This window comes from Tessaracoccus yangjingae (genome assembly GCF_054483935.1).
In genome coordinates, this window is sequence record NZ_CM137014.1 from 1,927,955 (window position 1) to 1,952,079 (window position 24,125).

General features: G+C 70.2%; 17 protein-coding genes. 12 read left to right on the forward strand and 5 right to left on the reverse strand.

All coding sequences use genetic code 11. The annotated features are described in order from the left end of the window. Window positions 1–113: 113 nt before the first annotated feature. On the reverse strand, window positions 114–995 hold the full coding sequence (locus ACX1D3_RS08465; RefSeq protein ID WP_458993514.1) for a patatin-like phospholipase family protein: 882 nt from the start codon (window positions 993–995) through the stop codon (window positions 114–116). A gap of 119 nt (window positions 996–1,114) precedes the next feature. On the opposite strand from ACX1D3_RS08465, the gene tig reads away from it, so the two are divergent. The 7 genes from tig (at window position 1,115) to ACX1D3_RS08500 (ending at window position 11,348) form a co-directional block, all read left to right on the forward strand. After that, a complete protein-coding gene (tig, locus tag ACX1D3_RS08470) occupies window positions 1,115–2,512 on the forward strand; it encodes a trigger factor (RefSeq protein WP_458993515.1) in 1,398 nt (465 codons plus the stop codon). A 157-nt stretch (window positions 2,513–2,669) separates the two neighbouring features. Continuing rightward, the gene (locus tag ACX1D3_RS08475; RefSeq protein WP_458996507.1) at window positions 2,670–3,266 is read left to right on the forward strand and encodes an ATP-dependent Clp protease proteolytic subunit; all 597 of its coding nucleotides are present in this window, start codon (window positions 2,670–2,672) and stop codon (window positions 3,264–3,266) included. Between the two features lie 41 nt (window positions 3,267–3,307). After that, a complete protein-coding gene (locus ACX1D3_RS08480) occupies window positions 3,308–3,907 on the forward strand; it encodes an ATP-dependent Clp protease proteolytic subunit (RefSeq protein ID WP_458996508.1) in 600 nt (199 codons plus the stop codon). 116 nt (window positions 3,908–4,023) lie between these two features. Next, on the forward strand, window positions 4,024–5,307 hold the full coding sequence (gene clpX / locus ACX1D3_RS08485; protein ID WP_458993516.1) for an ATP-dependent Clp protease ATP-binding subunit ClpX: 1,284 nt from the start codon (window positions 4,024–4,026) through the stop codon (window positions 5,305–5,307). A gap of 38 nt (window positions 5,308–5,345) precedes the next feature. Further along, on the forward strand, window positions 5,346–6,854 hold the full coding sequence (locus ACX1D3_RS08490) for an ATP-dependent DNA ligase (protein WP_458993517.1): 1,509 nt from the start codon (window positions 5,346–5,348) through the stop codon (window positions 6,852–6,854). 16 nt (window positions 6,855–6,870) lie between these two features. After that, on the forward strand, window positions 6,871–10,113 hold the full coding sequence (locus tag ACX1D3_RS08495) for a S41 family peptidase (RefSeq protein WP_458993518.1): 3,243 nt from the start codon (window positions 6,871–6,873) through the stop codon (window positions 10,111–10,113). Beyond that, window positions 10,110–11,348, forward strand: coding sequence for a D-arabinono-1,4-lactone oxidase (locus ACX1D3_RS08500; RefSeq protein WP_458993519.1), 1,239 nt, complete (start codon window positions 10,110–10,112; stop codon window positions 11,346–11,348). The genes ACX1D3_RS08495 and ACX1D3_RS08500 overlap by 4 nt, the downstream gene beginning before the upstream one ends. On the opposite strand, the gene ACX1D3_RS08505 is transcribed toward ACX1D3_RS08500, so the two are convergent. The 4 genes from ACX1D3_RS08505 to ACX1D3_RS08520 form a co-directional block, all read right to left on the reverse strand. Continuing rightward, complete coding sequence (locus ACX1D3_RS08505) at window positions 11,345–12,370, reverse strand: LacI family DNA-binding transcriptional regulator (protein WP_458993520.1); 1,026 nt, start codon at window positions 12,368–12,370, stop codon at window positions 11,345–11,347. The genes ACX1D3_RS08500 and ACX1D3_RS08505 overlap by 4 nt on opposite strands. A 121-nt stretch (window positions 12,371–12,491) precedes the next feature. Then, window positions 12,492–14,735: a beta-glucosidase family protein gene (locus tag ACX1D3_RS08510; RefSeq protein ID WP_458993521.1), complete on the reverse strand. Its 2,244-nt coding sequence runs from the start codon at window positions 14,733–14,735 to the stop codon at window positions 12,492–12,494. Window positions 14,736–14,902: 167 nt separating this feature from the next. Then, window positions 14,903–17,464 (reverse strand): valine--tRNA ligase, encoded by a 2,562-nt coding sequence (valS, locus tag ACX1D3_RS08515; RefSeq protein WP_458993522.1) that lies wholly within the window; start codon window positions 17,462–17,464, stop codon window positions 14,903–14,905. 49 nt (window positions 17,465–17,513) lie between these two features. Then, window positions 17,514–18,311 carry a DsbA family protein gene (locus ACX1D3_RS08520; RefSeq protein ID WP_458993523.1) on the reverse strand — a complete coding sequence of 266 codons (798 nt, stop codon included), beginning with the start codon at window positions 18,309–18,311 and terminating at the stop codon, window positions 17,514–17,516. A 188-nt stretch (window positions 18,312–18,499) separates the two neighbouring features. Between ACX1D3_RS08520 and ACX1D3_RS08525 the strand changes: the two genes are divergently transcribed. From ACX1D3_RS08525 to ACX1D3_RS08545, 5 genes are read left to right on the forward strand one after another with little or no spacing between them, the layout of a single operon-like run. Further along, complete coding sequence (locus ACX1D3_RS08525; RefSeq protein WP_458993524.1) at window positions 18,500–19,831, forward strand: bifunctional folylpolyglutamate synthase/dihydrofolate synthase; 1,332 nt, start codon at window positions 18,500–18,502, stop codon at window positions 19,829–19,831. Beyond that, window positions 19,828–20,181, forward strand: a complete 354-nt coding sequence (locus tag ACX1D3_RS08530) for a DUF4233 domain-containing protein (protein ID WP_458993525.1) — start codon at window positions 19,828–19,830, stop codon at window positions 20,179–20,181. Before ACX1D3_RS08525 ends, ACX1D3_RS08530 begins: the two co-directional genes overlap by 4 nt. Then, entirely contained in the window at window positions 20,178–20,585 is a 408-nt protein-coding gene (ndk, locus tag ACX1D3_RS08535) for a nucleoside-diphosphate kinase (RefSeq protein ID WP_458993526.1), read from the forward strand. The genes ACX1D3_RS08530 and ndk overlap by 4 nt, the downstream gene beginning before the upstream one ends. 54 nt (window positions 20,586–20,639) lie before the next feature. After that, a complete protein-coding gene (locus ACX1D3_RS08540) occupies window positions 20,640–22,577 on the forward strand; it encodes a TIGR03960 family B12-binding radical SAM protein (RefSeq protein WP_458996509.1) in 1,938 nt (645 codons plus the stop codon). A 23-nt stretch (window positions 22,578–22,600) separates the two neighbouring features. Beyond that, window positions 22,601–24,100, forward strand: coding sequence for a DUF1846 domain-containing protein (locus ACX1D3_RS08545; RefSeq protein ID WP_458993527.1), 1,500 nt, complete (start codon window positions 22,601–22,603; stop codon window positions 24,098–24,100). Window positions 24,101–24,125 lie beyond the last annotated feature (25 nt).

Consider the following 24,125-nt stretch of genomic DNA (forward strand, 5'->3'; position numbering starts at 1 on the left):
ATCAACGCTCAATCGGCGTGTTCGTGCCGGTTGGGCCGGCTCGGCCCTCATAGCCGCCCCCGGCTGTATGCAATCGGCACGATCGCGCCGGATTTGCCTGACCGCGATGGCCGCTAGCGGCTCAGGAACTCGCGGATGGCGCCCAGCTCGCGCACGGTCTGCGCGCGTCCGGCCTGGAACACCGACCGCAGCACGGGGACCCTGCGCTCCGAGTTGCGGATGGGCATGGCGTCGGGGAACACCAGGTAGGCCCGGCCCTCCCGCTCCAGACGCAGGAGTTCCGCCATGGAGCGGTTGTAGTTGGCCGGCCGCTCGATCAGGGCCCTCGCCACCGACGGGTAGCGCCGGAACAGCACCCGCATGGCGGACGTCGAGCGGACCGGGGGCTTGCGGTACCCGCGCTCGCGGGTCATCACCACCAGGAAGCGGTCGTAGCCGTCGGCCTGAGCGGCGTCGAGGGCGAACCCGCCGGTGGGGCCGAGGGCCCCGTCGCAGTAGTCGACGCCGTCGATGGTGGTGAGCGGCATCAGCAGCGGCATCGTCGACGACGCCCGCACCCTCTTGGCCAGCGCCGGTACGTCCGCCAGATCTTCGCGGCCCCAGTAGACCATCCGGCCGTCGGCGCAGCGCACCGCCCCGATGCGCACCTGGGCCGGATTGGCGCGGAAGGTGTCGAGATCCAGGGGCAGGACCTGGTGGGGGAGCGAGGTGTGCTCGTAGATCCACTCCGCGTTGAACATGCCCTTGCCCGCCACCCAGGTGCGCCAGTCGCCGAACTGCGGGTGGGCCGCGACATCGACGAAGGAGCGCTCGGCGCGGCCGGCGTCCCGCGACACGTAGTTGACGGTGCAGCTGGATCCGGCGGAGATGCCGCCGACCCAGTCCAGGTGGATCCCGGCCTCCAGCAACGCGGCCACGACTCCGGAGGAGAACGCGGCGCGCATGCCGCCGCCCTCGAAGATCAGGGCGGTATCGGACACGTTGGTGGTGATCACGTTCACACACTCTAGAAGGGGTGGGGAGCGCGGCCGGTTGCGGGCCGCCGCGCCGATTGGTCGGCCGGGCATTGACAGATAGACTCAACCCCGATCAATCCAAGTTCAGGAGTCCATTCGTGCCTAGCACCGCCCAGAAGCTGAGCCCGACGCGGGTCAAGCTCACCGTCGAGATCCCGTTCGCCGACCTCAAGCCCTACCTCGATCAGGCTTACAAGGGGATCGCCGAGCAGGTCAACATCCCCGGCTTCCGCAAGGGCAAGGTGCCCTCCACGGTCATCGACCAGCGCTTCGGGCGCGGCGTCGTGCTGCAGGAGGCCATCAACGAGGCCATCCCCCCGGCGTACAACGCAGCCGTCGAGGAGCACAAGGTGGTCCCCATGGCCCAGCCTGAGGTGGAGGTGACCAAGCTCGAGGACAAGGAGCTCGTCGAGTTCACCGCCGAGGTGGACGTCCGCCCCGAGGTCACCCTGCCGGACTTCACCACGGTGGAGGCCATCGTGGACAACGCGGCCAGCATCGACGCCCTCGTCGACGAGCGGATCGGCCTCCTGCGCGAGCGCTTCGCCACCACCGCGGAGGTGGACCGCGCCGCCGCCGAGGGCGACGTGCTCACCATCAACCTCGTCGCCTCCCAGGGCGGCGAGCCCCTGCCCGAGGCCACGGCCGAGGGCCTCACCTACAAGGTGGGCCAGGAGTCCAACATGCTCGAGGGCCTCGACGAGGCCGTGACCGGTCTGAAGGCCGGCGAGTCGAAGACCTTCACCTCCACCCTGGTGGGCGGGCAGTTCCGCGGCCAGGACGCCGAGATCGAGGTCACCGTCGTGAAGGTCTCGGAGCAGGAGCTTCCCGAGGTCGACGACGAGTTCGCCCAGCTGATCTCCGAGTTCGACACCGTCGAGGAGATGAAGGAGGACCTGCGCAAGGGCGCCGAGCAGCAGGTGAAGGCCGATCAGCTCGCCGACGCCCGCGACAAGGTGCTCGAGGCCGTCCTCGCCGCCACCGACTTCGAGCTGCCCGAGGCCATCCTCGCCCGCGAGCTGGAGGCCCGCCGGGGCGAGGTCCAGCGCCAGCTCGCCGGTGGTGGGATGACGGTCGAGGACTACCTCGCCAACGCCGAGGACGAGGAGGCCAAGGACGCCGACGAGTTCTGGGCCATGATCGACAAGCGCTCGGAGCAGGCCCTCAAGGCCCAGGTGGTGCTGGACGTCTACGCCGACACCTTCACCGTCGACGTGTCCCAGCAGGACCTGACCGAGCTGATCTTCCGCAAGGCGCAGCAGAACGGCTCCAGCCCGCAGGACGAGATCAACCACATGATGGAGCACAATCACATGCCGGAGTGGATGCAGGAGATCCGCCGCGGCAAGGCCCTGGCGGCCATCTGTGCGGACGCGAAGGTCACCGACGCCGACGGCAACCCCGTCGACACCTCCCTGGCCGTCGACGCCATCGAGGCGGCCGAAGAGGTCATCGCCGAGGAGGAGGCCGAGGAGGCCGAGGTCGACGCCAAGTAGTCGTCGCCAACCCCTTCACCGAGATCGCCGTGGGCCTGGGCCCGCGGCGATCTCGTCGTCTCTGGTGACGCCTCGGGCGAACAGTGCCCCGCGCGCTTGGGTCCGGCGGGAATGCCGGTAGGTTAGTGGGGTGACTGAGACTCGAAACGACATCCGGATGGCAGGGCCCTCGGGCGCCGGCCTCGGCATGACCGACAACGTGTATTCGTCCCTCCTGGCCAACCGGATCATCTTCCTCGGGTCGGAGGTGCGCGACGAGAACGCCAACGCCATCTGTGCGCAGATGCTGTTGCTGAACGCGGAGGACCCGCACAAGGACATCTACCTCTACATCAACTCGCCCGGCGGGTCGGTGGATTCGGGGATGGCCATCTTCGACACCATGCAGTGGATCAGCAACGACGTGGCCACCGTGGCCATGGGCCTGGCCGCGTCCATGGGCCAGTTCCTGCTCTCGGCGGGCACGCCCGGCAAGCGCTTCGCGCTGCCCCACAGCCGGATCATGATGCACCAGCCGTCGGGCGGCCTCGGCGGCACGGCGTCGGACATCCGCATCCAGGCGGAGCAGTCGCTGCACATCAAGCGCACCATGGCCGCGCTGATCGCCAAGCACACGGGCCAGACCGTGGACCAGATCGAGGCAGACTCGGACCGGGACCGCTGGTTCACCGCCGAACAGGCCCTCGAGTACGGGTTCATCGACCACGTCTACGAGCGCGCATCCCAGATCAAGTCGGAGGCTCCGAACCAGTGATGACCAACCTGCCCCAGGGCGTCGCGCCCACCGGCGTGGACATGAGCTACTACATCCCCCAGTGGGAAGAGCGCACCAGCTACGGCATGCGCCGCGTGGACCCGTACACCAAGCTGTTCGAGGACCGCATCATCTTCCTCGGCACCCCCATCAACGACGACGTGGCCAACGCCGTCATGGCGCAGCTGCTGTGCCTGCAGTCGATGGACCCCGAGCGTCAGATCTCGATCTACATCAACTCGCCCGGCGGATCCTTCACCGCGCTGACTGCCATCTACGACACGATGCGCTACATCAAGCCGGACATCCAGACGGTGTGCCTCGGCCAGGCGGCATCTGCCGCCGCGGTCCTCCTCGCAGCCGGCACCAAGGGCAAGCGCCTGGCGCTGCCCAACTCGCGGATCCTCATCCACCAGCCGGCCACCGAGGGCGGCTACGGCCAGTCCTCGGACCTGGAGATCCAGGCCCGCGAGATCCTGCGCATCCGCGCCCTCATGGAGAACATGCTGGCCTCGGACACCGGGCAGGAGCTGGCCAAGGTGAGCAAGGACATCGAGCGCGACAAGTACCTCACCGCTCAGGAGGCGGTCGAGTACGGCATCGTCGACGACATCCTGCCGTCCCTGAAGGGGCTCGGCTGAGCCATCCGATGACCTCGGGCCCCGGGAGGGCGTTTCGCCGCCCCGGGGCCCGTGGTCGCGGGTAGGGTGGGGAAGACCAGGCAGCAACGCTTTCTAGAGCGAGGGAGGTGGACGACATGGCACGCATCGGCGAGTCGAGCGACCTGTTCAAGTGCAACTTCTGCGGCAAGAGCCAGAAGCAGGTGAAGAAGCTCATCGCAGGTCCCGGCGTCTACATCTGCGACGAGTGCATCGGCCTGTGCAACGAGATCATCGAGGAGGAGTTCCCAGAGCCCTCGGATGCCGGCACGCTGGCCACCGAGCTGCCCAAGCCTCGCGAGATCCGTGACTTCCTCGACACCTACGTGATCGGCCAGGACGGCGCAAAGAAGGCGCTGTCGGTGGCGGTCTACAACCATTACAAGCGCATCCGGTCGCAGCACGAGTCGCACGGCCGCCGCGCGGAGCACGACGACGTCGAGGTGGGCAAGTCCAACATCCTGCTCATCGGCCCCACCGGCTGCGGCAAGACCTACCTGGCTCAAACGTTGGCGAAGATGCTCAACGTGCCGTTCGCCATGGCGGACGCCACCGCGCTCACCGAGGCCGGCTACGTCGGCGAGGACGTGGAGAACATCCTCCTCAAGCTGATCCAGGCGGCGGATTTCGACATCGCCAAGGCCGAGACCGGCATCATCTACATCGACGAGATCGACAAGGTGGCCCGCAAGTCGGAGAACCCGTCGATCACGCGGGACGTGTCGGGTGAGGGCGTGCAGCAGGCGCTGCTGAAGATCCTCGAAGGCACCGTCGCCTCCGTTCCGCCCCAGGGGGGACGCAAGCACCCCCACCAGGACTTCCTCCAGATCGACACCACGAAGGTGCTGTTCATCGTCGGCGGCGCCTTCTCCGGCCTCGAGGAGATCATCAACCAACGCATCGGGAAGCGGCCGCTCGGGTTCAACAACTCGGCCGACGCCCGCAGGCCCGACGGTGACCCGTTCGCCTCCGTACGCCCGGAGGACCTCCACAAGTTCGGCCTCATCCCGGAGTTCATCGGCCGGCTGCCCATGATCACCTCGGTCTCCCCGCTGGACCGCGAGGCGCTCGTGCGGATCCTCGTGGAGCCCCGGAACGCTCTGGTGCGCCAGTTCCAGAAGCTCTTCGAGCTCGACGGCGTGCAGCTCGAGTTCACCGACGAGGCGGTGGGGTCTATCGCGGACCTCGCCCTCGCCCGCGGCACCGGGGCGCGCGGCCTGCGCGCCATCCTCGAGGAGCTCCTCCTCGACGTGATGTTCGACGTGCCGTCCGAGGATGACGTGGCGCAGGTGCTGGTCACCAGGGACGCCGTCGACGGCGTGGCCCCGCCCACCATGGTGCCCCGCGCCAAGCTCGCCCGGCGCCGCGACCTCTCCGCCTGACCTTCCGCGGGCGCCCGTCCACGGGCATGATCGGGACCATGCTCCTGCATGATCTCGTCGCCACGTCGTCGGCCGTCTCGGCGACGAGGTCACGCCTCGAGAAGAGACGCCTCCTGGCCGGGGCGCTGCGCGCGGCCGGCCCCGACGAGGTGGACGTGGTGGCCACATTCCTCTCCGGCGGCATCCGGCAGCGCCGCACCGGGGTGGGGTGGCGCACCCTCTCGGACCTTCCCGCGCCCGCCACCGACCCCACCCTGACCCCGGCCGTCGTCGACGAGGCGCTCGATCGCATCGCCGGGCTGTCGGGGGCCGGCTCGCAGGAGCAGCGGGCCCGGGAGGTGGGGGCGCTCTTCGGCGCCGCCACGGCGGCCGAACAGGAGTGGCTGCGTGGGGTGATCTCGGGGGAGCTGCGCCAGGGAGCCCTGGACGCGCTGCTGCTGGAGGCGATCGCCGAGGCGGCCGACATCCCCGTCGGCGTGGTGCGGCGGGCCGCGATGTTCTCCGCCCCAACCGGCCCCGTCGCGGCCGCGGCACTGCTCGGCGGACGCGAGGCGCTGGCCGCCTTCGGTCTCGAGGTGGGCAGGCCGGTCAGGCCTATGCTGGCGTCGTCGGCCCCGGACGTGGATGCGGCGCTGGCCGGATTCGGCGGCGAGGTGGCCGTGGACTGCAAGATCGACGGCATCCGCATCCAGGTGCACCGCTCGGGCGGTGAGGTGACCGTGTTCACCAGGTCCCTGGACGACATCACCGCCCGGCTGCCAGAGGTGGTCGAGGCGGCTCTGGCGCTCGACGTCACAGCCGTGATCCTCGACGGCGAGGCCGTCGCGCTGGGTGCAGACGGCCGGCCGAGGCCGTTCCAGGAGACGGGGTCGCGCGCGATGAGCCGCGACGCCGGCCTCAGCGACAAAGTGCCACTGACGGCGCTGTTCTTCGACGTGCTCCACCTGGACGGCACCGACCTCATCGACGCGCCGGCCAGTGAGCGGTTCGAGGCGCTCGGGCGCGTGGTGCCCGAGGCGGAGCGGGCGCCGCGCATCGTCACGGACGACCCCGTAGTGGCGAGCGGGTTCAGCGCCCGGATGATCGGGCTCGGCCACGAGGGCGTCGTCGTGAAGGATCTCGACGCGCCCTACGACGCGGGGCGTCGCGGCTCCGGCTGGGTGAAGGTCAAGCCCAGACACACCTTGGACCTCGTGGTCCTCGCGGTGGAGTGGGGGAGCGGGCGGAGGCAGGGCCTGCTCTCGAACATCCACCTCGGCGCACGCGACGGGGCCGGGTTCACGATGTTGGGGAAGACCTTCAAGGGAATGACCGACGCCGTGCTCGCCTGGCAGACCGCCCGCTTCCTCGAGCTGGAGACGCGCAGGGAGGGTCACGTCGTCCACGTGCGTCCCGAGCAGGTGGTCGAGATCGCCTTCGACGGGGTGCAGCGCTCCCGCCGTTACCCGGGTGGAGTGGCCCTCAGATTCGCCCGGGTCCTGCGCTACCGCGACGACAAGACGGCGGCCGAGGCCGACACCCTGGAGGCGGTCCGGGCTCTCGCGTAGGCGGTATCGTGGGGCGGTGACCGATGGCTACCTGCGCTTTCCCCACCTCAACCGCGACACCGTCGTCTTCGTCGCTGATGACGACCTCTGGCTGGGCTCGCTGGAGGGGGGCCGCGCGTCGCGCATCACGCTGGGCGAGGAGACTCCGCGCAACCCGCGCCTGTCGCCGGACGGCGCGCGGGTGGCGTTCACCGCCACCACCAACGGCGGATGGGACGCCTACGTGGTGGACCTCGACGGCGGCACGAGGCGGCTCACCTGGCTGAGCGGCAGGCCCATGCTCGTCTCCGGCTGGCTCGACGCGGACCACATCCTGCTCTGCTCCCAGCACCAGGGCTTCCACCGCGTGGACTCCTCGATGTACTCGCTCTCCCTCGACGGCGAGCTCACGCGCCTGCCCTGGGGCCTGGCCACCTCCGCCGCGGTACACCGGAAGGGGCGCGTGGCTGTGGCGTCGGCGAACTTCCGCGACCCGTCGGGATGGAAGCGCTACCGAGGCGGCATGGCGGCCCGGCTCCACCTCTCGCCCGACGGTGGGGGAGACTGGAAGCGCCTCCTTCCGGACGTGACCGCCGGCATGTTCTGGCCCGCGTGGGTGGGGGAACGGCTGATGTTCACCTCGGACCTCGGCGACGGCCCGGACGTGCAGGCCCAGGTGTGGTCCGTCAACTCCGCGGGCAAGGATCTCCGTCAGCACACGCACCACACCCCCGAACAGGGCTACGTCCGCGACGCCACCACCGACGGCCAGGCGGTGGTCTACCACTCGCGCGGCCGCCTCCACTACATGGCCTCCCTCAAGGCCGAGCCGCAGGTTCTGGACATCACCGTCCCCGTCGGCCGCCCCCAGCCCATCCCGGTGGCCCCCACCGACCGCCTCGAGACCATCGCGCCGGACCACGGCGGCGACTCGTCTCTGATCGAGTGGCGTGGGGCGGCCTACCTGCTGACGCATCGCGGCGGGCCCGCGCGGGCCGTGGCCGACACCCCAGGTGCGAGGATCCGGGAGCCCCACTTCCTGGCGCAGACCGGGCGGGGCGTGTGGGTGACCGACGAGACCGGCGAGGACGCGCTGGAGGTGCGCCAGCTCGACGGCTACGGGCCCGCCCGGAGGCTCGCGGCCGGCCGGCTCGGCCGCGTCATGACGCTGGAGCCCAACGCGGAGGGGACCAAGGTGGCCGTGGGCAGCCACGACGGCACCGTCTCCGTTGTCGACGTGGCCCGAGGGTCCGCCAAGCGGGTGGGCCGCTCGCCGGTCGGCGAGCCCACCGGGCTCACGTGGTCGCCGGACGGCCGCTACCTCGTCTGGCGCAACGCCGTGGCGCACGAGGGCATGCTCGGCCAGCTCGTCGGATACGACCTCACTGAGGAGTCGTCCTTCACGCTGACCCGCGGGCAGTTCAACGACTTCTCCCCGGTGTTCACGCCGGACGGGAAGTACCTGTGCTTCCTCTCCAGCCGCACCATCGACCCCACCTACGACGAGCTCGGATTCGACCTGTCGTTCACCAACTCCACCAGGCCGTGGCTCGTGCCGTTGCGCGCCACCGAGCCCGCCCCGTTCGGACCGTCGGCCGACGGCTGGCCCATCAGCGAGCCCGACGACAAGGACGAGGACAAGAAGGACGAGCAGAAGAAGGACGCCGACCCCAAGGAGCAGGCGGAGGACGCCCCGCCGTCGGTGGTCTTCGACCTCGACGGCGCGGAGGACCGGATGGTGCCGCTGCCCGTCGCCTCGGCCCGCTATGCGTCGCTCCAGGCCGCCAAGGACGGCCTGGTCTGGCTGGCGCTCCGCTCCACCGGGGAGCTGGGGGCGGTGCGGGCCGGGGTCGAGGGGGAGGTCAAGGACCACATCGAGCACTTCTCCTTCAAGACCCGCAAGCTCACGGTGGTGGTCGAGGGCTGCGACGGCGCGGCCATCAGCGGCGACGGCGAACGCCTGGTGGTGCGCAACGGCGACGAGATCTGGATCCAGCAGGCGGACCATGAGCCCGACGGCGACGACGCCAAGATCCCGGTGGACCTCGGCCGCCTGCGCCGCGAGCTGGACCCGCGGGCCGAGTGGCGGCAGATGTTCGAGGAGAACTCGCGCCTCATGCGCGACCACTTCTGGCGCGAGGACTTCGACGGCACGGACTGGGCGGCCGCCGTCGCCCGCTACCGGCCGCTGCTGGACCGCATCACCACCCACGACGAGCTGGTCGACGTCCTGTGGGAGACCGTCGGGGAGCTCAACACCTCGCACGCCTACGTGGACGGGCCGTCGCACCACCACGACGGCGGGCACGTGGCGTTCCTCGGCGCCGAATACTCGCGCAACGCGAAGGGCGAGGTGGTGATCGCCCGCATCCTGCCGGGTGAGACCTCGGACCCGTCCGCGCGGTCACCGCTCAGGGCCGCCGGTGTGGCGGCCCAGCCCGGCGACGTGATCGCGGCGGTGGACGGCCGCTCCACCGCCGACGTGGCGAGCATCGGCGCGCTCCTCCAGGGTGCGGCCGACAAGGTGGTGGAGCTCACCCTCGTGCAGGGCCGCCAGCGCAGGCGGGTCGCCGTGGTGCCCACCTCCAGCGAGGCTCCGATGCGCTACCACGAGTGGGTGGCGGGCCGGGTGTCCTACACCCGGGCCCGCTCGGGGGGCCGCGTCGGCTACGTGCACGTGCCGGACATGGTGGCCAGGGGATGGGCCGAGTTCCACCGCCTCATCGACGCCGCCATGCGCTGCGAGGCCGTCGTGGTCGACGTCCGGTTCAACGCCGGCGGGCACACCTCCGAGCTGGTCATCGAGCGGCTGTCGCGGCGGGCCGTGGGCTGGAACGGCGCCCGGCACCACGACGACGTCACCACCTACCCCAGCCAGGCGGCGCGAGGCCCGGTGGTGTTCCTCACCAACGCCTACGCCGGATCGGACGGCGACATCGTCACGGCCGCGGCCCAGGAGCTGGGGCTGGGCCCGGTCGTCGGGGAGCGTTCCTGGGGCGGCGTGGTCGGCATCGACGGGCGGTTCACGCTGGTCGACGGCACCGAGGTCACCCAGCCGCGGTACTGGATCGCGTTCGACCGGTACGGGTTCGGCCTGGAGAACCACGGCGTGGACCCCGACATCGTGGTGGAGACCGGGCCCGCCGAGTGGGAGTCCGACGGTGACGTCCAGCTGGACCGGGCGATCGACGAGGCGCTCGGGCGCCTGGCGGAGCGCCCCGCCGCGCGGGCACCGCAGCTGGACGCCGCCCGCTTCGCACGGAAGGCGGACCGGGCATGACCACGAACTGGGCGGGAAACATCACCTACTCGGCCACGCGCCTGGCAGAGCCCACCTCCATCGAGGAGCTGCAGGAGCTGGTGCGCTCCGAAGAGCGCGTGCGGGTGGTGGGGTCGCGGCACTGCTTCAACGACATCGCCGACACCTCGGGGGTGCAGGTCTCCCTGGCCCGGTTGCGGACGGAGGGCCCTGCGAGGGTGTCCGACGGGACCTTCCGGGTCCCGGCGTGGCTCCGCTACGGGGACCTGGTCCCCGCGCTGCGCGCCGAGAGCGTGGCGCTGGCCAACCTGGCCTCGCTGCCGCACATCTCGGTGGCGGGCGCGGTCCAGACGGGCACGCACGGCTCCGGGGACCGGATCGGCTCGCTGGCCACGCAGATCTCCGCGCTGGAGCTGGTGGACGGTCGCGGCGAGCTGGTCCGCCTCGCGCGGGGTGACGCGGACTTCGACGGCGCCGTCGTCGGGCTGGGTGCGCTGGGGGTTCTGACGCACGTGGAGCTGGACGTCGCCCCGGCCCGGCCGGTGGCGCAGCGCGTGTTCGAAGGCGTGCGCCTCGACGCGGTGTTGGACGACCTGTCTGCGGTGACGGGCGCCGGGGACAGCGTCAGCATGTTCACCACCTGGCAGGACCCCGCCGTCGTCTCGCAGGTATGGGTGAAGTCGGCGGGGGAGCCCGAGGTGGGCGGGATCGTCGCCGCCGGGGGCCTGCCCGCGGACGGGCCGAGGCATCCCATCGCGGGCATCGACCCGACTCCCTGCACGCCGCAGCTGGGCGAGTACGGCCCCTGGTACGACCGCCTGCCCCACTTCCGGCTGGAGTTCACCCCGTCGGTGGGCGCCGAGCTGCAGTCGGAGTATCTGGTGCCGCGGACTGATGCTGTCGCGGCGGTGGAGGCGGTGGCGCGGATGGCGGAGCGCATCTCGCCGCTGCTGTTCGTCTGCGAGATCCGCACCATGGCCGCGGACACCCTGTGGCTCTCCCCGGCCTACGGCTCCGACACGGTGGGGCTGCACTTCACCTGGAAGCCAGACGAGGCGGCGGTGCGCGCACTCCTGCCCGAACTGGAGGCCGCGCTGCCGGCCACGGCGCGCCCCCACTGGGGCAAGGTGTTCACCCTGCCCGGCGACGAGGTGGCCGCCCGGTACCCGCGGTGGGCGGACTTCGCCGCGCTGCTCGGCCGGATGGACCCGGCCCGGCGGTTCACCAACGCCTACCTGGCCAGGCTGGGCCTCTAGCCGATGGGCGGGGGCGCGCTGGAGCGGCGCACCACCAGCGAGGGCGTGAACATCCGGTGGACCGGGGCTGTGCGGCCGTCGATGCGCTCGAGCAGCATCTGCACGGCCGCCGCGCCCATCTCCGGGGCGCACTGATTGACGCTGGTCAGCGAGACCAGCGCATGGGCGGCGATGTTGGTGTCGTCGTAGCCCACCACCGAGCACTGGGACGGCGTCAGGCCGCGCTCCGCAACCGCGCTGAGCACGCCCATCGCCAGTTCGTCGTGCCCGGCGACGATCGCGGTGGGCGGATGCGGCTCGTCCAGCAGCGCGAGCGCGGCGCGGTAGGTCGCCTCTTCGGTGGGGGAGACGTGCACGACGCGCGTGAAGTCGTCGAGCCCGGCGGCGTGCATGGTCGCCCGGTAACCCTCGGTGCGCAGGGCGTGGGGCGCCTGGGGCAGGTTCCGCTCGGCCTCCGGTGTCAGGGTGACGTGCGCGATCCGGCGGTGCCCCAGCCCGATGAGGTGGTCCACGGCCAGCCGGCTGCCTTGAAGGTCATCGCCCACGACGGTGTCGTAGTGCTGGGCCTGATCGTGTCGGCCCAGCATCACCAGCGGAACCGAGCGGCCGAGCGCCTCCAACCAGTCGGGCGCGACGGCGGGTGAGACGGCCAGGATGCCGTCCACCTGCCGGTCGGCGAGGGCTTGGATCGCCTTGGGGCCGTTGTCGTGATCCGGACCGGCGGGGGCGATGATCAGCTGGTAGTCGGTGGAACTGAGCTGGGCCATCGCGCCTTGGACCACCGAGTCGAACAGGTTGTTGGCCAGGGTGGGCAGCTCGACGCCCAGAGTGAAGCTGGATCCACGCATCGCGCGGGCCGCGACGCTGGGTCGGTAGCCGAGCACCTCGATGGCGGCCTCCACCCGGCTGCGCATGTCGTCGCTGACCCCGTACGCGTTGCGGATCACCTTCGACACGGCGGCGCGGGACACTCCGGCCTGCACGGCCACGTCGGCGATCGTGGCGTTGGCACGAACCGCCATGGCTTCTCCTTGCTCGGGGTGTGGCTGCCAGCGTAGTGGTCGGGCAGACCGGACGACGAAGGGGCGGGCCGCACGCGCGACCCGCCCTTCCGGCGCCCGGCGGGAGACCGCCGGGATCAGCTCAGCGCAGCGTCATCGACACCGGAGCCGAGAGATCGTCGGACGCGCCGCCGACGCGGAACGACACGGTGCCGGTGGGGGTGACCCAGCCGTCGGACTCGACGTCCCAGACCTGCAGGAGGTGGCGGTTGGCCAGGTCCTCACCGGTGAGCTCGATCGTCACGTTCTTGTGCTGACCGGGCTTGAGGGTGACCCGCTCCCAGCCCACCAGGCGCTGCGAGGGCAGGTCCGCCGACGCGGGCAGGTCGACGTAGACCTGCGCCACGTCGGTGCCCGCCACCTTGCCGGCGTTGGTGATCCGGAAGCTGACCCGGATGGCCGTGGACCCGTCGCTGTTCTTCGGGGTCACGTTGACCTTCGAGTACTCGAAGTCCGTGTAGGACAGGCCGTGGCCGAAGGCGAAGAGGGGGTCGATCCCCTCGGCCTCGTACCAGCGGTAGCCCACCTTGAGGCCCTCGGTGTAGTTGACCTGGCGGATCTCGGTCGAGCCTTGTGCCCGCACAGTGGAGCCGTTGGCAAAGATGCCGGGGTACTGCTGCGGGGTGGAGGTCGGCGTGTCGGCCAGCGACTTCGGGAAGCTCATCGGGAGCTTGCCCGAGGGGTTCACGTCGCCGAACAGGATGCCGGTCAGGGCGGGGCCGAACTGCTCGCCGCCGTACCAGGCCTGGAGGACGGCGTCGACGTCGTCGATCCAGGGCATCTCGACGGCGGTGCCGGAGTTGAGCACCACGACCGTGCGCTCGGCGGCCGCCGCGACTGCCTCGACGAGAGCATCGCCGTTGTGGTCGAGGCGGATATCGGTGATGTCGGAGAACTCGCCCATGCCGATATGGCCGAACACGATCGCCACGTCGGCGGAGGCGGCCAGCGCGGCGGCCTCGGCGGGCACGTCACCGTCGTTGAACACGACAGAACCGCCGGCGGCCTCGACACGCTCGGTGATCGAGGTCAGCGGGTCGACAAGTGCATCGCAGTTCAGCAGGGGGGCGTTCCCGCGGAAGCCGTTGGCCGCGCAGGCCCTCTTGGCGGTCACGAGGGCATCGTTGGGGAGCAACGAGGCGGTGGGACCGAGGATGGCCACGCTCGGTGCCTTGCCCAGCGGGAGGACGTCGTCGTTCTTCAGCAGGACGGTGCTCTGTTCGGCCAGCTCGCGGGCCACGGCCTTGTGCTCGGCGGTGGAGACCCCGGTCAGCCCGGGCGAGGGGACGGGGTTGTCGAACAGGCCGACGTTGATGTAGGCCCGGACAACCCGGAAGGCGGCCTCGTCGATCGCGTCCTGGGTGATCTCATCGGCGTCCAGGGCCGCGTCGAGGCGTTCTGGCGTGAACCAGATCGGCCGGTTCAGCTCCTGGTCGAGGCCGGCGTTGAGTGCGTCGGCGGTGGAGTGCACGGCGCCGAAGTCGCTCATCACGTAGCCGTTGAAGCCGATCCGGTCCTTGAGGTCCTCGTTCATGATCGGGTTCTCGCACGCCCAGACGCCGTTGATCTGGTTGTAGGAGCACATCACCGAATCGGGGTCGCTCTCGCGCACGGCGATCTCGTAGGGAAGGACGTACAGCTCCTGGAGCGTGCGCTCGTCGATGTTCGACGAGCTGGACTGCCGGTCCAGCTCCTGCTCGTTGCCCACGAAGTGCTTCGGGTTGGCGATGACGCCCTTGCCCGGGTTGCCGTCCTCGAGCCCGCGGACCGCGGCGGCGCCCATGACACCGCTGAGCACCGGGTCCTCGCCGAAGTACTCGGGCGTGCGGCCCGACAGCGGGGTGCGCCCGGAGGCGATGCCGGGGCCGAGGATGACGGCGTTGCCGCCGTCGAACGCCTCGGAGCCCTGCATGGCGGCCTTGGTCTCGCCCAGGGCCTCGTTGAAGGTCGCGGCGATGGCGATGGGGGCCGGCCACGCCGTCGTGCCGGCCTTGTTGTGGACGCCCTCGGCGCCGTTGGCATACACGACGCGGGGAGTGCACGGGAGCTGAGCGGGGTACTGCACACCGCCCGAGAACACCGTCTGGGTGGGGGAGTTGGCGGAGTGTTCGTTCATCCAGCGGTACTTCTGATGCTGCGAGCTCGCGTCGAGCAGCAGCTGCGCGCGCTGATCCGCCGTGAGCGTGGTGTCCATCCAGGGACACACGCTGAGGTCTGGGCCGTCGGCCGCGGCCAGCTGGTTGAACGCCGGCACGACGGCCGTCGAGAGAAGGGTCAGGGCGGCGGCGATGCTGATGGCCGCGCCCCGTCGTCGGGTGGGGGACATGGGTGATCTCCTCGGACAGAGACTGCAGGGGGCCCTCCGGTCGGCGCCGACAGGAGGGGCTGTAGATCGATCTACGGGGAGCTTAGGCAGAACACACAATTCCCCACAAGGGGTTCACAGGAAATTGTGTGTTCAATGCCTATCTGGGTGTGACAAGCACCCGAAGGTTAGTGATCGGCAGGGGGCGCGAGCTCCACCTCGACGCCGAGGGGTGCCTCGATGTCGGCCCAGGTGACCTCGCCCACGAGCCGGCCCACCGCGCGGAGGTCCGCCTCGATGGTGCGCAGGCGCGCCACCACGGCAGCGGGGCCGGAGAACGCCGCCCGCGACACCTCCGCCTTCATCGACACCTTGGCCGTCGACTTCGCGCCCCGGATGGCGATGAGCGCGGTGGCCACATCGGCGATGAGGGTGGGGTCGCCGGACGGCAGCTCGTCGACCGTGGGCCAGGGGGCGACGTGGACGGAGGTGTCGTGGGTCCACCGCCACACCTCCTCGGTCACGAAGGGCAGGATGGGCGCGAACAGCCGCAGCTGGACGTCGAGCGCAAGCGCCAGCGCCGCCTGAGCCGACGCCTGCTCGGCGGGGGAATGGGCGCCGTAGGCGCGCTCCTTGACCAGCTCCAGGTAGTCGTCGCAGAAGGACCAGAAGAAGGACTCCGTCGCCTCGAGGGCTCCGGTGTAGTCGAACTCCTCGAACGAGCTTGTGGCGGCCTCGACCACGGCCCGGAGCCCGGCGAGCATCGCCAGGTCGACGGGGTTCGTCACGGCCGGGACGCCGCCCGGGTTCTCGGCCATGGTGAGCACGAACTTGCCGGCGTTGAGGATCTTCATGGCGAGGCGGCGCCCCACCTTCATCTGGGTCTCGTCGAACGGCGAGTCCATGCCGGGCCGGGCCATCGCCGCGCGCCAGCGCACCGCGTCGGATCCGTACTTGTCCAGGATGTCGGTGGGCACCACGACGTTGCCCTTGGACTTGCTCATCTTCTTGCGGTCCGGGTCCACCACGAAGCCGGAGATGGTGGCCCGCTTCCACGGCAGCGAGCCGTTCTCGAAGTGGGCGCGCACCACGCGGCTGAACAGCCAGGTGCGGATGATGTCGTGGGCCTGCGGCGCCACGTCCATCGGGAACGTGAGCGAGAAGAGCTCGTCGTCGCGCTCCCAGCCGGTGGCCAGGTGGGGCGTGAGCGACGACGTGGCCCAGGTGTCCATGACGTCCGGGTCCGCCATGAACCCGCCCGGCTGGTCCCGCTGCTCAGCCGTGAAGCCGGGCGGGCAGTCCGTGACCGGATCGATCGGCAGAGTTGCCTCGTCGGCGACGATGGGGGCGTCGTAGTCGGGCTCGCCGTCGGCGTCCAGGCGGTACCAGACGGGGAACGGCACCCCGAAGAAGCGCTGACGCGAGATCAGCCAGTCCCCGTTGAGGCCGCCCACCCAGTTCTCGTAGCGGTGCGACATGTGCTCCGGCGTCCACTTCAGCTCCCGCCCGCGCGCGAGCATGGCCTGCTTGATGTCCTCGTCGCGGCCGCCGTTGCGGATGTACCACTGGCGCGTGGCCACGATCTCGAGCGGCTTGTCGCCCTTCTCGTAGAAGTTGGTCATGCGGGTGGTGGGCTTCGGCTCCCCGTCGAGGTCTCCGCTCTCGCGCAGCATCGCGACGGTGGCCTCGCGGGCGGAGAACGCCGTCTTGCCGGCGATGGCCTCGAAGGCCTCGGCGTTGACGATCCACTCAGGGGTCTCGCCCTGAACCCGGCCGTCGCGGCCGATCACGGTGCGCGTGGGCAGGTTCAGCTCGCGCCACCAGGTGACGTCGGTGAGATCGCCGAAGGTGCAGCACATGGCGATGCCTGCGCCCTTGTCCGGCTCCGCCGCCTCGTGCGCCAGGACCGGGATCTCCACGCCGAAGAGGGGCGAGGTGACCGTGGTGCCGAAGAGCGGCTGGTAGCGCTCGTCGTCCGGGTGCGCGATGAGCGCGCACACCGATGCCAGCAGCTCCGGGCGCGTGGTCTCGATGTGCACCGGCTCGCCTCCGGGACGGTGGAACGCCACGCGGTGGTAGGCGCCCGGGTATTCACGGGCCTCCAGCTCAGCCTGTGCGACCGCGGTGTGGAAGGTCACGTCCCACAGCGTGGGCGCGTAGCTGAGGTAGGCCTCGCCGCGGGCGTGGTTGCGCAGGAACGCCTTCTGCGCCACGGCCTGGGAGTCCGCCGAGATGGTGGTGTAGAGCGTGGACCAGTCCACCGACAGGCCGAGCTGGCGCCACAGGTCTTCGAAGGCCTGCTCGTCGACGGCGGTCAGCTCGTGGCAGAGCTCGATGAAGTTGGCGCGGCTGATCGGGACCTGGCGCTTGGGGTCCGGCTTCGCGGGGGGCTGGAAGTCCGCGTCGTAGGCGATGGACGGGTCACAGCGAACGCCGTAGTAGTTCTGCACCCGCCGCTCGGTGGGGAGCCCGTTGTCGTCCCACCCCATGGGGTAGAACACGTGCTTGCCGCGCATCCGCTGGTAGCGGGCCACCGTGTCGGTGTGGGTGTAGCTGAACACGTGGCCCACGTGGAGCGAGCCCGAGACCGTGGGCGGGGGCGTGTCGATGCTGAACACCTCGTCGCGGCTCGACGGCCGGGTGAACGCGTAGGTGCCTTCCCCTGCCCATACCTGGCCCCACTTGGCCTCGAGGCCTTCGAGGACGGGCTTGTCGGGGAGGGCGCGCGTCGACGCGTTCGGATCGGTCATGGGACCCGATCTTAATGGGCCGCGCGCGCCCTCCCGAACCGTCGTCTGGTCAGCTCTCGAGCTGCTGGCCCCCGGCCTCGAACGCGGCGGTGATGGCCGCCATCATCGACTCGGCGGTGGGCTGGATCAGCACCTCCTGGGTCTCCTGGTTGTAGAACTCCAGCTGCTGCCCGCTCACCAGGAAGGTGGGGGTGGCGCCGATCTGGTCGTCGTTGAACTTCTGGTTGGCCTTGTCCGTGAAGTCGTTGAAGGCGCGGGTGTCGTACAGCTCCTGGAAGCGGGTCAGGTTGTCGCCCTCGATCCCGGCAAGGGTGGGGAAGTCCACCCGGAGCTGCTGCTCGGTGAAGCCCGTGCCCTCCTGCGCAGGGTGGTTGGCGTACACCACGCGGTGGAACTCGTCGAACGCGCCCACCTCGTCGGCGGCGGCAGCAGCCAGGGCGGCGCGCTTGGACGAGTCGTTGCGGAGGCCGGCGTCGAGGAAGAAGGCGGTACGGATCTCGGCGGTGATGGAGCCGTCGGCGACCAGCTGCTCGATGACCGGGCCGTAGCTCTCCTCACGCGCGGCACACGCCGGGCACTGGAAGTCCTCCCAGACCACGAGGTGCGGGGTGCCCTCCTGCGGCTGCTTGCCCGCGAGCAGGATCCCCGTCGATGCGGTGGCGTTGGGCGGCGTCAGCTGTTCCGTGGCGACTGGCGCCTGCTTGGCAAGGGCCTGCATGATCACGATGGCCAGCACAGCCACGACCGTCACGCCAACCAGGCCGGCGCCCACGGCCAGGATGCGGCGGGTCCGCTTGGTGCGTTCCTCCAGCTCCTGCTGCTGGCGCAGCGCGGCACGCTTGCTCATCTGCGAATTGTTGGCCATAGGACGAAGCTCCTCTGTGGGGCGTGATGAAGGCAGTCAGATGCCCGGCCAGGCCGGGCGACTGATACGAGGTCATCCTAACCGCGACGCTCAACCGGACCCGTGCGCCGTCCTGCCGCTCGACGGAGGATGCCCGTGCCGCTGCGGCCCGCCACTAGGCTGGGGCCACGATGACTCACTCCACGCACGCCGAGCTGACAGCCGCCCTGACCAGCCGCTGGCCCGAGCACCGGGTGGCGCCCAGCCTGACCCGCATCGCGGCCCTCGTCGACCTCCTCGGGGACCCGCAGCGGGCCTTCCCCGTGATCCAGGTGGCCGGCACCAACGGCAAGGGCAGCACCGCGATCATGATCGAGACGCTCCTGCGGTCGGCCGGGCTGCGCACGGGCAGGTTCGCCAGCCCACATCTCAGCGACGTGCGCGAGCGGATCAGCATCGACGGGGAGCCCATCAGCGAGGAGCGCTTCGACGAGGTCTGGCGCGACATCGAGCCCTACGTGGCCATGGTCGACGAGCAGCAGCTGGACGGCGTCGCTATGACGTTCTTCGAGGTGATCACCGGCATGGCCTACGCGGCCTTCGCCGACGCCCCCGTCGATGTGGCGGTGATGGAGGTGGGTCTCGGCGGCCGATGGGACGCCACGAGCGTCGCGGACGCCGCGGTTGCGGTGGTGACGCCCATCGGGCTGGACCACATGCACATTCTCGGCTCCACCATCGTGGAGATCGCGGGGGAGAAGGCGGGCATCATCAAGCACGGGTCGACGGCGGTGCTGGCCGGCCAGGACCCGGCGGCCGCGCGGGTGCTGCTGGAGCGGGCCATCGAGGTGGGCGCCCCCGTGAAGGTCGAGGGGCCGGACTTCGGGCTCCTGGACCGCAGCCTCGCCGTCGGCGGCCAGCTGCTGCGGATCGACACCGCGGGGGGCCCGGTGGGCGACATCTTCCTACCCCTCTTCGGGGAGCACATGGCCCGCAACGCCGCCCTGGCCGTTGCGGCCGTGGAGGCCTTCCTGGGCGGGCAGCCGCTCAGCCCTGAGGTCATCGTCGAGGCGCTGGGCGCGGTCGAGGCGCCGGCCCGGCTCGAGCTGGTCCGGACGTCTCCTCCCATCGTCATCGACACGGCGCACAACCCGCCGGCCGCCCGCGCCACCATCGACGCCGTCGCCGAGTCCTATACCTTCGATCCGCTCATCGGGGTGGTGGCGATGATGCAGGACAAGAACGCCGAGGAGACGCTCGAGATCTTCGCCGAGCAGATGGACCAGGTGGTGATCACCGCGGTGTCCTCCTCGCCCCGCGCCCGGTCTGTCGACGACCTCGCGGCGGTGGCCGAGACGATCTGGTCGACGCATCAGGTCCACCGCGCCCGAACCGTTGCAGAGGCCCTGGACCTGGCCGTGATGCTGGCCGACACCTCCAGCGCCCAGGCGGGCGTCCTGGTAGCGGGGTCCGTCATCGCGGCCGGCGAGGCCCGCGACCTGCTGAAGAAGGATGAATCGTGACCCTCGACCCCGGCAACCCGCTCCGCTCGGCAGCCATGTCCGTGCTGGTCTTCGAGATCATCGTGGTCTGGCTCGCCTTCATCGGCATGATCCAGGTTTCAGGGGTCAACCTCTGGGTCGCGGCGGCCTGGTGCGCCGTGACGACGCTGCTGTGCGTGGCCGCGTCCGCCGGCCTCAGGAAGAGGTGGGGCTACGTCGTCGGGTGGGTGGCGCAGGTGGTGATCATCGGGCTGGGCCTGCTCACCCCGTGGATGTACGCGATGGGGATCATCTTCGCCATGATCTGGGTGACCTGCATGGTGCTCGGCAAGAGACTGGAAGCGGCGCAGGCCGGAAGGGACAACACATGAGCGAGCAGACGTTCGTCATCATCAAGCCCGACGCCGTGGCGGCCGGCCACGTGGGGGCCATCGTGTCGCGGTACGAGGAGGCCGGGCTGCGCCTGGCCGCCATGGAGTTCCGCCGGATCGACCCGGAGTTCGCGGACCGGCACTACGCCGAACACGTGGAGCGCGAGTACTACCCCCCGCTGCGGGAGTTCATGACCGAGGGCCCCCTCATCGCCATGGTGGTGGCCGGCGACGACGCCGTCGCGCGCGTCCGAGCCCTGCACGGGGCGACGGATCCGGCCAAGGCCGAGCCCGGGACGGTGCGCGCAGACTTCGCCGAGTCCACCCGGCGCAACGCGGTCCACGCCTCCGACTCGCCCGAGTCGGCGGCCCACGAGATCGCGCTCTGGTTCGGCGAGCTCTAGGTCAAACCGGCAGCCGCGGTTATCCTAGGCGGCGCCATGACTACACTTCCCGCGCTGCCCACCCACTCGCTCTTCGGACGGCTGGAGCCCCTGCTCGCGCAGGTGAGCAAGCCCATCCAGTACGTCGGCGGGGAGCACAACTCCGTCGTCAAGGACTGGGAGTCGGTCGCCGTGCGCTGGTGCCTGTCCTACCCGGACGCCTACGAGGTGGGCCAGCCCAACCAGGGCGTGGCCATCCTCTACGAGATCCTCAACGAGCGCGAGTGGATCCTGGCCGAGCGGACGTACTGCGTCTGGCCGGACATGGAGGCCAGGATGCGGGAGGCGCGGGTGCCGCAGTTCACGCTGGACGCGCACCGCCCCGTCGGCATGTTCGACGTGCTGGGCGTGTCCTTCTCTACCGAACTCGGCTACACGAACCTGCTCAACATCCTCGACCTGGCGGGCATGTCGCTGCACGCGGCCGATCGCCAGGACGGTGAGCCGATCGTCGTCGCCGGCGGGCACGCGGCGTTCAACCCGGAGCCCATCGCCGACTTCATCGACGTCGCGGTGCTGGGCGACGGCGAGGAGGCGTCGCTGCTCATCTCCGACATCGTCCGGGAATGGAAGCTCGACGCCCGCGAGGGCGGCCGCGACGGCCTGCTGCTTCGCCTGGCCTCCACCGGCGCGTTCTACGTGCCCCGGTTCTACGACGTGGACTACCTCGACGACGGGCGCATCCAGCGGATCGCGCCCAACCGTGAGGGTGTGCCGTTCCAGGTGCGCAAGCACACGCTGATGAACCTCGACGAGTGGCCCTACCCGAAGCACCCCATCGTGCCGATGGCCGAGACGGTGCACGAGCGCTACTCGGTGGAGATCTTCCGCGGCTGCACCCGCGGCTGCCGGTTCTGCCAGGCGGGCATGATCACCCGCCCGGTCCGGGAGCGGTCCATCGAGACCATCGGCGCCATGGTGGCCGGCGGGCTGAAGGCCACCGGCCTGGAGGAGATCGGACTGCTGTCGCTGTCGTCGGCGGACCACTCCGAGATCGCGGAGGTCACCCGCCAGTTGGCGGACCGGTACGAGGGTTCCAACGTCTCCCTCTCCCTGCCGTCGACGCGCGTGGACGCCTTCAACATCGACCTGGCCAACGAGCTCAGCCGCAACGGCCGCCGCTCGGGGCTCACCTTCGCGCCCGAGGGCGGCTCCGAGCGGATGCGCAAGGTGATCAACAAGATGGTCACCGAGGACGACCTCATCGACACGGTCGCCGCCGCCTTCTCCTCCGGCTGGCGCCAGGTGAAGCTCTATTTCATGTGCGGGCTGCCCACCGAGACCGACGAGGACGTCCTGGCCATCGCGGACCTGGCGCGCCGGGTGATCGAGACCGGCCGCAAGGCCTCCGGCACCCGCGACATCCGGTGCACCGTGTCCATCGGCGGGTTCGTGCCGAAGGCCCACACCCCGTTCCAGTGGGCGGGGCAGGCGAGCGCGGAGACGATCGACCACCGGCTCCAGCTGCTCCGCGACACCATCCGCCAGGACCGGAACTACGGCAAGGCCATCGGCATGCGCTACCACGACGGGAAGCCCGGCGTGATCGAGGGCCTGCTGTCGCGGGGCGATCGCCGCATCGGTCGGGTGATCGAGCGGGTGTGGCGCGAGGGCGGCAAGTTCGACGGCTGGAGTGAGCACTTCAGCTACGAGCGCTGGACCGCCGCCGCGGCGGAGGAGCTCGCCGCCTTCGGCGTGGACCTCGACTGGTACACCACGCGCGAGCGCGGATATGAGGAGGTCCTGCCCTGGGACCACCTCGACGCCGGCCTCGACCGCGACTGGCTGTGGGAGGACTGGCAGGACGCGCTCGACGAGCGCGAGGTGGAGGACTGCCGCTGGACGCCGTGCTTCGACTGCGGGGTGTGTCCTCAGATGGACACCCAGATCCAGATCGGCCCCACCGGCAAGGTCCTGCTGCCGCTCTCCGTGACCCGGCCCACGCTCGCATAGCGGAAGCGCTAGGCTCGCGGTCCGTGGACAGCGCGCGCAGGATCGGGTTCGACAGCGGGAAGTATCTCGCCCTCCAGTCTCAGCACATCGACGAGCGGCGCAAGCGCTTCGGCGGCAAGCTGTACCTGGAGTTCGGTGGGAAGCTGTTCGACGACCACCACGCCTCCCGCGTGCTGCCCGGCTTCACCCCGGACAACAAGATCACGATGCTGGAGACGCTCAAGGACGAGGTCGAGGTGGTCATCGTCATCAGCGCCCACGACCTCGCCCGCAACAAGGTGCGCGCCGATCTCGGGATCACGTACGAGTCCGACGTGCTCAGGCTGATCGACGAGTTCCGGTCCTACGGCCTCTACGTGGGCAGCGTCGTCATCACGCAGATGACCGACGAGCACCGCCAGGGACGGGCGTTCAAGCGCAAGCTCGAGCGCCTGGGGCTGAAGGTGTACCGGCACTACCCGATCAAGGGCTACCCCAGCGACGTTGCCCTGATCGTCAGCGACAACGGTTACGGCCGCAACGACTACATCGAGACCACCCGCGACCTGATCGTGGTCACCGCCCCAGGCCCGGGCAGCGGCAAGATGGCCACCTGCCTGTCCCAGCTCTACCACGACCACAAGCGCGGAATCCCCTCCGGCTACGCCAAGTACGAGACCTTCCCGATCTGGAACCTGCCGCTCGACCATCCCGTCAACCTCGCCTACGAGGCTGCGACGGCGGACCTGGACGACGTCAACCTGATCGACCCCTTCCACCTCGCCGCCTACGGTGAGCAGGCCGTCAACTACAACCGCGACGTCGAGATCTTCCCGGTGCTCAAGCTGCTGTTCGAGCAGCTCACCGGCAGCTCGCCCTACCAGTCGCCCACAGACATGGGCGTCAACATGGCGGGCCTGTGCATCTCCGACGACGAGGTCTGCCGGGAGGCCTCACGGCAGGAGGTCATCCGCCGCTACTACAAGGCGCTGGTCCACGAGCGGCGCGACGAGCTCGAGCCCACCCTCTCGGACAGGATCGCGCTCACCATGAGCAAGCTGGGCATCAGCGCCGACGACCGCCCCGTCGTCGGACCCGCCCTGGAGCTCGAACGCCGGACGAAGGGCCCCGCGGCCGCGCTGCAGCTCCCGGACGGCTCGATCGTCACCGGCAAGACCTCGGCGCTCCTCGGCAGCTCATCGGCGCTTCTGCTCAACGCGCTCAAGCTGCTCGCGGGCCTGCCGGACGACGTGCACCTGCTGGCGCCAGAGACCATCGGGCCCATCCAGACGCTGAAGACCCGTCACCTGGGCAGCGCGAACCCGCGGCTGCACACCGACGAGGTGCTCATCGCCCTCTCCGTGGGCGCCACCTACGACGAGAACGCCCGGCGCGCGCTGGCCGAGCTCGCCCACCTGCGGGGGTGCGACGTGCACACCTCGGTGATCCTCGGGCCGGTGGACGAGGCCATCTTCCGCAACCTCGGCGTCAACGTGACGAGCGAGCCGGTCTTCCAGAGCAAGAAGCTGTACCGGAAGCGGTGACCGGCGTCCGCATGCACGCCCACTA